This window comes from uncultured Georgenia sp. (genome assembly GCF_937958535.1).
Classification (GTDB): domain Bacteria; phylum Actinomycetota; class Actinomycetes; order Actinomycetales; family Actinomycetaceae; genus Oceanitalea.
The window spans coordinates 1-2921 of sequence record NZ_CALGNQ010000134.1 but is presented as its reverse complement, the minus strand read 5'-3'; the positions used below and the strand labels follow the sequence as shown (position 1 = coordinate 2921).

3 protein-coding genes are annotated in these 2921 nt (G+C 72.2%); 2 read left to right on the top strand and 1 reads right to left on the bottom strand.

Annotated elements, in window-relative coordinates; genetic code table 11:
- Positions 1–11: 11 nt before the first annotated feature.
- Positions 12–1478, bottom strand: a complete 1467-nt coding sequence (locus Q0195_RS07575; RefSeq protein WP_299276627.1) for an NCS2 family permease — start codon at positions 1476–1478, stop codon at positions 12–14.
- A 142-nt stretch (positions 1479–1620) separates the two neighbouring features.
- On the opposite strand from Q0195_RS07575, the gene Q0195_RS07570 reads away from it, so the two are divergent.
- Positions 1621–1896, top strand: a complete 276-nt coding sequence (locus Q0195_RS07570) for a DUF2530 domain-containing protein (protein WP_299276624.1) — start codon at positions 1621–1623, stop codon at positions 1894–1896.
- A complete protein-coding gene (locus Q0195_RS07565) occupies positions 1893–2828 on the top strand; it encodes a phosphoglycerate dehydrogenase (RefSeq protein WP_299276621.1) in 936 nt (311 codons plus the stop codon). The genes Q0195_RS07570 and Q0195_RS07565 overlap by 4 nt, the downstream gene beginning before the upstream one ends.
- The last annotated feature ends 93 nt before the right edge of the window (positions 2829–2921 follow it).

The window sequence follows — 2921 nt, the reverse complement described above, 5'->3', positions numbered from 1 at the left end:
CCTAGCCGGCGTCAGATGCCCAGCGCCTGCTGGATCGGCCCGAGCGCGAAGTAGACGACGAACAGCGCCGCGACCACCCACATGAGCCAGTGGACCTGGCGCGCCCCGCCCTTCCGCACCGCCGAGAGCACGACGTAGGCGATGAACCCGGCGCCGATGCCCACGGTGATCGAGTAGGAGAAGGGCATGAGGACGATGGTGAGGAAGGCCGGCACGGCGATGGTGATGTCGCGCCAGTTGATCTCCGTCACCTGCTGCATCATGAGGAAGCCGACGACGACGAGCGCGGGGGTCGCCGCCTCGTAGGGCACGAACGCGGCGAGCGGCGCGAGGAAGATCGACAGCAGGAACGCGATGCCGGTGACGATGGAGCTCAGGCCGGTGCGCGCGCCGTCGCCGACACCGGCGGCCGACTCGATGTAGCTCGTGTTCGACGAGACACCGCCCGCGCCACCGGCGGCGGCGGCGATGGAGTCGACGACGAGGATGGCGCGGGTGCGCGGCGGGTTGCCGTCCTTGTCGAGGAGGTCGGCCTCGGAGCCGATGGCGACCATCGTGCCCATCGTGTCGAAGAAGTCGGCGAGCATGAGGGAGAAGATGAGCAGCGCCGCCGCGACGATGCCGATCTTCGTCACCGCACCGAAGAGCGAGAACTGGCCGAGCGTGGTGAACTCCGGCACGCCGAAGATCGAGCCCTCGATGGCGGGCACGGTGAGCCCCCAGCCGCCGACGTCGCCCTCGGCGACCAGGCCGACGTCGGCCACGGCCTCGATGATCGCGGCGAGCACGGTGGCGGCGACGACGCCGATGAGGATCGCGCCGCGGACCTTCTTCACCAGCAGGACGAGGATGAGGAAGAGGCCGACGAGGAAGACGACGGCCGGCCACCCGACGATCGAGCCGTCGACACCGAGCTGCACCGGGGTGCCCGCGCCGGGGCGGACGATGCCGGCGTTGACCAGGCCGACGAGCGCGATGAACAGCCCCAGACCCACCGAGATGGCGACCTTGAGCTGCTGCGGTACCGCCTTGAACACCGCCTCGCGTAACCCGGTGAGCACGAGGATGAGGATGAGGATGCCCTCGAGGACGACGATGCCCATCGCGTCCGCCCAGGTCATACCGGGCAGGCTGACCAGCGTGTAGGCGACGACGGCGTTGAGGCCCAGGCCTGCCGCGAGCGCCAGCGGGAAGTTCGCCGCCGCGCCCATGAGGATCGTCATGATGCCGGCGACCAGCGCCGTACCCGCCGCGACGGCGGCGAAGTTCGGCCCGTCGGTGCCACCGCCGAGGTAGGCGCCGGTGCTGTCGGGGGTGGACAGGATGAGCGGGTTGAGGACGAGGATGTACGACATCGCGAAGAAGGTGACGATGCCGCCGCGGATCTCACGTCCGACGGTGGACCCTCGCTCGGTGAGCTGGAAGCGACGGTCGAGCCAACTGCGGTCTTGTGCGCGGACCTGCGCCGGGGAGGACATGGGACTGCATGGTGCCAGAACCGCCGTGGGGTGTGCTGCCCGTTTCGCCTGTCGACCGCGCCGGACGCCTGTCGACGCCGCCGGCGCGCGCGTGGGCGGCGGCGACCGCCCCCTGTCCGGCCGGACACCTACGATCGGGGGCATGCGCATACCGGAGACACGGTCCGAGGAGCTGCCGCCCATGCGGGTCAACACCGTGACGATGTTCCTCGTCGGGACGGTGGTGTGGGTGGCGGCGCTCGTCGTCGTCCTCCTGCTGCGGGCGGCGGGGAACGACCTCGACGGCGCGCTCCAGATCTGCCTCACCGGGATCGGCATCGGACTGCTCGCACTGCTCTGGGCCGTGCCTCACGAGCGGCGGGCCGCGCGCCGGCGGCAGACGTCCGGCGGCACGCGGGGGACGGACAGCGTTCGGTGAAGGTCCTCCTGCCGGACAACGTCCCGCTCGACGTCACGGCCCCGCCGGGCGTGGAGACGGTGGTCTTCGACCCGACGCAGCCTGTCCCCGACGAGCACACCGACGCCGAGGTCCTCGTCACCTGGGGCCAGAGCGCGGAGCAGCTACGGGCCGAGGCGCGGCGGCTCCCCCGGCTGCGGTGGGTACAGACCCTCGCCGCGGGGCCCGACGCCGTGCTCGCCGCCGGCTTCCCCGACGACGTCGTCCTCACCTGCGGGCGCGGGCTGCACGACCGCACCGTCGCCGAGCACGCGCTCGCCCTGCTCCTCGCCGGCATCCGGCGCATCGACGTCATGGTGCACGCGAAGGACGAGCACCGCTGGGCGCACGAGGTGGGCGGACTCCAGCCCCTCCACCCCGAGAGGCGCCTCACCACGCTGCTCGGTGCCCGCGTCGTCATCTGGGGGTTCGGCTCGATCGGCCGCACCCTGGCGCCGTACCTGCGCGCCATGGGGGCCGAGGTGCGCGGTGTGGCCCGCAGCGCCGGGACGCGCGACGGCTTCCCGGTGGGTGACGACATCGACGCCGAGCTCCCGCACGCCGACGTCCTCGTCATGCTCGTCCCCGCCCTGCCCGAGACCGAGCGGGCGCTCGACGCGCGGCGGCTGGCGCTGCTCCCGGAGCACGCGTGGGTGGTCAACGTCGGTCGCGGGGTGACCGTGGACGAGGAGGCACTCGTCGATGCGCTGCGGGCGAGCACGATCGGGGGCGCCGCGCTCGACGTCACCCGGGTCGAGCCGCTGCCGCCCGACTCCCCGCTGTGGGAGGCACCGAACCTCATCATCTCGCCGCACGCCGCGGGCGGTCGGCCGGTCGGCGCGGCGGACCTCGTCTCGGCGAACCTCGCCGCCTTCGTCGCCGGTGAGCCACTGCGCGAGGTCGTCGAGCGCTGACGCCGTCCGCCTGCGGTCCGCCTGTGTGAGGCGTGCGCTGTCGGTGACAACTGGGCTCTCGGTGGGAACTCAGCTCTCGCTGGGAAGTGAGCT